Below are 7,357 nucleotides of genomic sequence, written 5' to 3' on the forward strand. Positions count from 1 at the left end.
ATTTTAGGCGATTATCGATTCCTTCAACCTTTTCGGTTAACTTTGCCTGTCCTACCTCCAGCTTATTTAACCGTTCGTCGATTTTGTCAAATTTTTGGTCAACATCTTTTTGGAGACTGTCAAATTTTTGATTAACATCTTTTTGTAAGCTGTCAATTTTCCCCTCAATTCTAGTCAAAACAGCTTCTAGGGAATAGGTAACGGTTTCGTTAGACATAGTATCAACTCCCATTAGATATATTTTCTCGGTCCGCTATCGGGGACTATTTTAAGACTAAACCAGTTCGCCGCTTTCTTGTAAAGAGTGGAGACGCTGATAGATTCCCTGCTGATTTAATAATTGGTCATGGCTACCGATCTCGACAATGCGACCATTATCCAAGACGACAATTTGATCAGCTTCTCGAACGGTACTGAGACGGTGGGCAATAATAATCGTGGTGCGAGTGCCTAAAATGGATTTCATGGCTAGTTGAATGGCTCTTTCTGACTCATAATCTAAGCTAGAAGTGGCCTCATCAAAAACTAACACATCTGGATCAACAATTAAGGCCCTAGCAATTCCTAAACGCTGTCTTTGTCCCCCCGAAAGACGCACACCCCTTTCCCCTACAATAGTGGAATAACCATTAGGTAATTCGTGGATAAATTCATCGACACGGGCGATTTTACAGGCTTCTGCTACCTTCTCGAAGCTAATATTAGGATTACCATAGGTGAGATTTTCTAACACCGTACCATTAAAAACATCTACTTCTTGATGGACAATCGCTAACCGGCGCCGATACCAAGTCACATCTAAGCGACGAATATCCTCGCCATCCATCAGAATTTGCCCTTGATTCGGTTCAAAATATCGGAAAAGTAACTTAACTAAAGTGGATTTTCCTGAACCTGATTTTCCCACTAATGCCACGGTTTGATAGGGTTCAATCAGCAGATTAATATCCTTGAGAATGGTTCTTTCTGGACTATAGCCAAAGCTAAGATTTCTTAATTCCACTTTCCCCGTAAAATGATAGGGATTATGTTGGGCATGATCGGCTAAAAGACTACCGGCATCAGTGCCACTGGGTAAGTTGATAAATTCCTGTAAACGTGCCATAGAAGCATAGCGACGGGCGAAAGTTTCTGCCATTTGGGATAGGGGATCTAATTCCGCATAGGCCATACTAGCGAGGGTATAGGTGGTGATAAAATGCCCGATCGAGATTTTCTGTTGAACGGTAGCTAGGAGAGTAAAGAAAAATACTCCAAATAAACTAGCTTGGACGAGGGTTTTTTCCCAAGTAATTAAGTCCACATAACCCTTATGAATGCGATAGACAACGTAGGTAAATTCTCTCTCTAAACGCTGTTTCTGACGATATAATTCCTGTCCTTCTGTGGCAAAAGCTTTGACAGTTTTGATATTAGTAATAATCTCAGAATTGCGACTTTGGGTATTTTCGATGTGCCGATCAAGAATTCTTTCTTTTTGCATTAAATCTTTTAAATCTCTCACAATAAAAGCTAGAATTAATACAAAAGAAATAACAAAAGCGAGGGCGATCTGCCATTGAATTACCCAAATAACAATAAAGATACCCAAAACTCTAAACAATTTTGGGATCATCATTCCCGCCACTTCAGGATAAGTCCAAGTATGATTTTCTATCCCTTTGGCGATCCGGTTAGCGATGCGTCCTGGATTATTTTCATCGTAAAAAGATAGAGGTAAGGTGAGAATTTTGGCAATAATTTTTTTGAGATGATCTCGTCGCGCTCTTAAGGATATTTCCCAGTGAAACCATACACCCACCCAAGGCTGAATTGGTGCTTTAATTACCGTGGTTAGGAAAATTAAGCCTAATAATACTGCCAAACTAACCCACTTTTCTGAGGCAAAGGGAGTTAAAATCATGGTGCGATCGACCAAAGATTGCACGAATCCATCTAAAGGTTGATCGGAAAGAACATTAAGAATCTGTCCGACAGCGTAGGGAACCATCAGATCGATAATTTCAAAGACACTGGATGCAGCAATGCTCAAAAAGGCGGCTTTTTGATAATTGCGATAGTAACTGAGAATATCGCGTAAGGAAGCCATAACATCAAGTAAATTGCCAATTTTTAACTTCTATCTGGTAACTGATAACTGAAGAGACTAAAGGCACTTTTGGGATTGTTTTTCTGGAGTTACCATTATACTACAATACTACAAAAATCTGCCGACCTAGAAATTTATAGGACAAAAGCCTTGTCATAGTCTTGTATTCTCAATCAGCTATTAGTCAGGAGACGATGCCAGATCAGCTTATATTTCATCCTTGGCAGAAGCACCACAGATCAATTTATCGGAAATTTTGGCGAATATTATCACAAAAATTAATAAATTTCTGAAAGGTTTTTAAGTGTTCAGTTTTATCGATACGCTTTTTTAATTGATTAAGATAGTATTGTTCTTGAGCTACCCCAGGGAATTTTTTAGAATAAGACAACTTTTTAGCTTCAAAAATAGACTTTAGATAAGCAAAATGAAAATCGGCATGATTTCTGCAATTAAATCTACCCATTAGTTCGGGATCATTTTCGTAAACATCATAGTGTTGAACATAATCAGCTAAAAGTCCCTGTAAAGGTTGTTTAGGATTAAATATTGTGCGATTGCCTAATAGCCATGTTTCAAGACAGCGATTTTGAATAATGATCACGATTTCAAGTTGTGCGGGGATAGTAATATGTTTGGTGATAAAGTCATTAACATATTGTTCTCTTTCTTCGACAGTATCCTCATCAGCATCGAGACAGATGACTAGATAGTTATATTTGGATACTTCTTGAATTTTATCGATGGCGTTAGGAATTCCCTCATCAAGTATCGAGGGGTAGCCATTACCACTAATCAGAAAGTAATTGTTGTGATTGACTTGATCGTAAAAATCAACTCGCTTAAATTCGGGGATAAGATAAGTTAACCAGGCAGTATAAAGCTTTTTTTCGGTACTTCTTCCTTCAACTAAAAAATAAATATTCATCGATTAACTAATTCCTTGGGGAAATTCTTCTAAGACATTGATAAGATCAATAAAGGCTTTTTGTCGAGTTTTAGAAATATGAAAATCAGCCGCATTGTGTACCTGAATTACTCCTCCTTTACGAGTGACTATTTTCCAATAGGCAGGACTGATATTATTAATTATATAGGGATGATGACTGGTAATAATAAACTGTAAATCTCGATAATTAACTAATAAATCTTCTGTTAAAGTGTCCAAACAGTTAACCCCCAAACTATTTTCAAATTCATCGATTAATATAACGCTCCCATCAGGAGATAATTTGATCGTTGCTAAGAACATCAGGCTTTTTATCATTCCAGAGGAGATATTTGGTTCTACAATCCAGACATGAGAGTTTTTTTCTTTTATTTGTATGCGAGGTAGCTCTTCAAGTAAACCAATTCTAGTTAATGAAACAAGCAGATCACCTAGTTCGGATGGCTCTAAAGATTCTATTTTTAAATCTTCAACTTGAGGGAAAATATCTAAAAACTTTCTCTTTATTATCTCGAACGTATCAGGATATTTTTTATAAGTGATCAGTAGTTTGTCAGAAATAGGAAGTTGACTCGATTGTAATTCAGAGAGAGAGTTATATTTGGCATATTCGTCGTTTTCCAAGATTTTATCAACTGCTGAATATGAGATATTAAACTTAAGTGGATTGAAAATCATTTTGTTAAATTCCTGTCGAACAGGGAAAACATCTTCTTCTTGATTGAAAAGCTCTATACAGCTTAAATAAGATGGTAGTTTTGGTGTCTTTGAATGTTTAAACTCAATTACCTCTTGATTTCTTGCGATCAAAACCTCTTGATCTTTTAAAAGAGTTTCCCTAATTATACTAACCCTATTTTCGCCGTCATTATTATTGAATTCATCTTCTTCAATCTTGATGAGAGAACGAGCTTTTCTAACCTCAAATTCACCCAACCAATGATAACGAACATGATCATTGGTTAAAAGTTCTACATCCCATTTTACCCCATTTATAGATGCACCGTTAGTGATTCTTTTTAAATTACTAATGGCCTTTAAAATCGAGGTTTTTCCTGCACCTGAGATACCAACTAATAAATTCAAATCTAGAAAAAACTCGCAAGAATCTATACTTAATCCAGAGGATAAATCTTGATAGGATAATCTCAAAAGTTTCATAATAATTCCCCACTGCTAAAACTAAAAAGGGTGAGTTAATTCTCACCCCAAGATTTTACTGAGGATCGAGTTTTAGGACTGCCATAAATGCCTCCTGGGGTACATCAACAGTTCCGATCGCTTTCATCCGTTTCTTACCTTTTGCTTGCTTGTCTAACAGCTTTTTCTTGCGGCTAATATCACCACCATAACACTTAGCTAAGACATCCTTTCTTAAAGCGGGAATATGTTCACTAGCGATAATTTTAGAACCAATAGCTGCTTGAATGGGAACCTTAAATTGATGCCGGGGAATCAATTCTTTTAACTTTTCGGTTAAAGCGCGACCAACATAATAAGCTTTATCCCGGTGAACGATCATCGCTAAAGCATCAACGGGATCACCATTGACCATAATATCTAATTTAACTAGCTCATTTTCCCGATAGCCAATTAATTGATATTCCATACTAGCGTAACCGCGCGATCGAGATTTTAATTGATCAAAAAAGTCCGTCACCACTTCCGCTAAAGGTAACTCATAAATCAAAGCGGTGCGAGTTTTAGTAAAATAACGCATATCCTTGAAAACTCCCCGACGACTTTGACATAATTCCATCAAAGCGCCTACATAGGTTTCCGGAGTAATCATTTCCACTTGGATATAAGGTTCCTCAATTTTTTCCCGTTTTTGTGGGGAAGGTAACAAACTGGGATTATCCACTTCGACAATTTCCCCATCGGTAGTAGTTACCTGATAAACTACCGAGGGAGCAGTGGTAATCAAATCTAAGTTATATTCCCTTTCTAGTCTTTCCTGGACGATTTCCATGTGTAGCAGTCCCAAGAAACCGCAACGGAAACCAAAACCCATGGCGCTAGAAGTTTCCGGTTCGTAGGATAGAGCTGCATCGTTTAATTTTAACTTTTCCAGCGCATCTTTGAGATCGGCATACTGATCGGCATCGGTGGGGAATAATCCGCAGAAAACCATCGGTTTTGCTTCTGTATAACCGGGTAAAGGCTCTTGTGCTGGTTTAGCGGTTAGAGTAATCGTATCACCCACCCGGGCATCAGCGACGGTTTTAATCGCGGCTGCCAGATAACCCACTTCTCCCGCGTGAAGTTCATTTACCTGTACCTGTTGCGGTGATAAAATTCCCAATTCATCGATCACAAATTCTTTACCGGAAGCCATAAAACGAATTTTATCGCCCTTTTTCACCCGACCATCCATGACGCGGAAATAGACAACTACCCCTCGATAAGCGTCGTAATAACTATCAAAAATTAAAGCTCGGAAGGGTTCTTCGAGAGTATCTTGGGGAGGGGGAACTAATTGGACGATCGACTCTAGAATATCATTAATACCGATCCCAGCCTTAGCCGAGGCCCGAATTGCCTCACTACAGTCTAAACCTACCACTTCCTCGATTTCCGCCGCGACTCGTTCCGGTTCGGCACTGGGTAGGTCGATTTTATTTAAAACTGGGATAATTTCGAGGTTATTTTCCAGTGCTAGGTAAACATTGGCTAAAGTTTGCGCCTCTACTCCTTGGGACGCATCCACAACTAATAAAGCTCCCTCGCACGCCGCTAAAGACCGAGAAACCTCGTAGGAAAAATCCACATGGCCGGGGGTGTCAATCAGATTGAGAACGTATTTTTGACCATCCTTAGCGGTATAATCCATGCGTGCCGCTTGTAACTTGATGGTGATACCTCGTTCCCGTTCCAAGTCCATATTATCGAGAAATTGTTCTTTCATCTCCCGTTGGGCTACGGTTCCCGTAATTTGCAGGAGGCGATCGGCGAGAGTTGATTTACCATGATCGATATGAGCGATGATGGAAAAATTGCGAATGCGAGAAACGGGAACGTCAGTCATCGTGGTTCACTGTTGGCAAAAGTCAGGGGTTTATAAAATTTTAGATTCCTTAATTCATTGTAGAGGTAAAGTCTCTAAGGCTGGAGCAAAAGCGAAAAGTAAAAGGTAAAAAAAGCTAAACTGCAAGTATAGTCAGGGTTTTGACCTTAGCTTCCCCTCTCGGCATCCACAGTAAACTATGGTAGGCTTGATTATGGTGACAAAATCAGGGAAAGGGCAATGGCTAAGGAAAGGCTCTATGATTTGTCCAAATCGGATTACTATAGATAAACTCTTGGATGAGAATCCTCGACTGACGGGTAGAATGATAGATAGCAATCATTAATAGAGCTTATGAACGACAATGCTACACCGACTCAGCGCACGGCGGAGAAAGTTGAAATCGCTATTCACCTTGACTCGGAAGTTTTAGACCAGATTAAACACCTGACTAACGATCCTAGTCGCATTATCGAAACAGCGATTAAACAGTGGCTAAGAGGAGAGAAACAACCGGATGAGGACTTAACCCGTCATCTTCGACGCAATCCCCCCGTACCACCCAAAGGGGAATGGAATGACTAAGATTTTTCAGTCTCTAATAGGTTATTTCCCGACGGAGAGACTGAAATATTTTCTTAGGTCAACCATTGACGGTAATTGAGATTTTTTCCCCAACTAAGCTAGTCATACTAGATTCGTTGAGTATAGGCTACATATCAGGACAGGCAAAAGGGGGAATAGATAATCAGTTTTTAATAAACGGATTTAGGATCATTTTGCTTGGGTACTGACAGGAGGAACAAAACTGATGCAGATAGAAATTCAAGGAGCCGATGCTATCAAAGTTGCTCAGGATATCCTAGAGATGGAAGGGGTGCAAGGCAGCTACGAAGTTATCTCCGAAGAGGAGAAAGAGGGAACCCTTGCTACCATCGCCACCATCATCGGCATTATTAGCGGAACAATCGCCATCGCTGAGAAATTGTACCAATTAAAGCGAAAAATTGACTCTCCTGAAACCCCGAAGATCGAACGAGTGTTAATTGTCAGCAAAAACGGCGATCGTCTGCTGCTCAAAGATGCTACCCCAGAGCAACTACAAAAACTCTTGGAACAAGAAAAATCATCAGAAAAATGGGTTTGAAACCCCGTCCTAAAAGCTATCCCTTATAGGGATCTTTCTTAACAATTGTTTCAGTAAGCACTCCAACCCTTATCCTGACTTGATTTCAGTTTTTTCTTTGTCAGTAAGGGTGTCAACAAGGAATATTACAAATTGTTAACCGAGTCTTGAAAGCCTTGTGCTACA

Annotated in this window: 7 protein-coding genes; 2 read left to right on the forward strand and 5 right to left on the reverse strand. The window is 39.4% G+C overall.

Annotated features, from left to right (window positions below):
• From LW728_RS21515 to lepA, 5 genes are all read right to left on the reverse strand, one after another.
• A partial coding sequence (locus tag LW728_RS21515; RefSeq protein ID WP_287768163.1) for a DUF4164 family protein occupies positions 1–217 on the reverse strand: 217 nt, incomplete at its 3' end.
• Between the two features lie 57 nt (positions 218–274).
• Positions 275–2,089: an ABC transporter ATP-binding protein gene (locus LW728_RS21520; RefSeq protein WP_287768164.1), complete on the reverse strand. Its 1,815-nt coding sequence runs from the start codon at positions 2,087–2,089 to the stop codon at positions 275–277.
• A gap of 244 nt (positions 2,090–2,333) precedes the next feature.
• Positions 2,334–3,017, reverse strand: coding sequence for a hypothetical protein (locus LW728_RS21525; protein WP_287768165.1), 684 nt, complete (start codon positions 3,015–3,017; stop codon positions 2,334–2,336).
• Positions 3,018–3,020: 3 nt separating this feature from the next.
• Positions 3,021–4,199, reverse strand: a complete 1,179-nt coding sequence (locus LW728_RS21530) for an AAA family ATPase (RefSeq protein WP_287768168.1) — start codon at positions 4,197–4,199, stop codon at positions 3,021–3,023.
• A gap of 55 nt (positions 4,200–4,254) precedes the next feature.
• A complete protein-coding gene (gene lepA / locus LW728_RS21535) occupies positions 4,255–6,066 on the reverse strand; it encodes a translation elongation factor 4 (RefSeq protein WP_149107614.1) in 1,812 nt (603 codons plus the stop codon).
• A gap of 333 nt (positions 6,067–6,399) precedes the next feature.
• Between lepA and LW728_RS21540 the strand changes: the two genes are divergently transcribed.
• Together LW728_RS21540 and LW728_RS21545 are read left to right on the forward strand one after the other, a co-directional pair.
• Positions 6,400–6,630: a type II toxin-antitoxin system CcdA family antitoxin gene (locus LW728_RS21540; protein WP_002732463.1), complete on the forward strand. Its 231-nt coding sequence runs from the start codon at positions 6,400–6,402 to the stop codon at positions 6,628–6,630.
• Between the two features lie 226 nt (positions 6,631–6,856).
• Positions 6,857–7,192, forward strand: a complete 336-nt coding sequence (locus LW728_RS21545) for a hypothetical protein (protein ID WP_287768171.1) — start codon at positions 6,857–6,859, stop codon at positions 7,190–7,192.
• The last annotated feature ends 165 nt before the right edge of the window (positions 7,193–7,357 follow it).

The sequence above is a fragment of the Microcystis sp. 49638_E5 genome (assembly GCF_021300285.1).
GTDB classification, from domain to species: domain Bacteria; phylum Cyanobacteriota; class Cyanobacteriia; order Cyanobacteriales; family Microcystaceae; genus Microcystis; species Microcystis aeruginosa_C.

What these genes read in the sequence shown, in the direction of transcription:
- LW728_RS21520 (WP_287768164.1), bottom strand. Translation starts at nt 2,089, where the DNA reads ATGGCTTCCTTACGCGATATTCTCAGTTACTATCGCAATTATCAAAAA.
- LW728_RS21525 (WP_287768165.1), bottom strand. Translation starts at nt 3,017, where the DNA reads ATGAATATTTATTTTTTAGTTGAAGGAAGAAGTACCGAAAAAAAGCTT.
- LW728_RS21530 (WP_287768168.1), bottom strand. Translation starts at nt 4,199, where the DNA reads ATGAAACTTTTGAGATTATCCTATCAAGATTTATCCTCTGGATTAAGT.
- lepA (WP_149107614.1), bottom strand. Translation starts at nt 6,066, where the DNA reads ATGACTGACGTTCCCGTTTCTCGCATTCGCAATTTTTCCATCATCGCT.
- LW728_RS21540 (WP_002732463.1), top strand. Translation starts at nt 6,400, where the DNA reads ATGAACGACAATGCTACACCGACTCAGCGCACGGCGGAGAAAGTTGAA.
- LW728_RS21545 (WP_287768171.1), top strand. Translation starts at nt 6,857, where the DNA reads ATGCAGATAGAAATTCAAGGAGCCGATGCTATCAAAGTTGCTCAGGAT.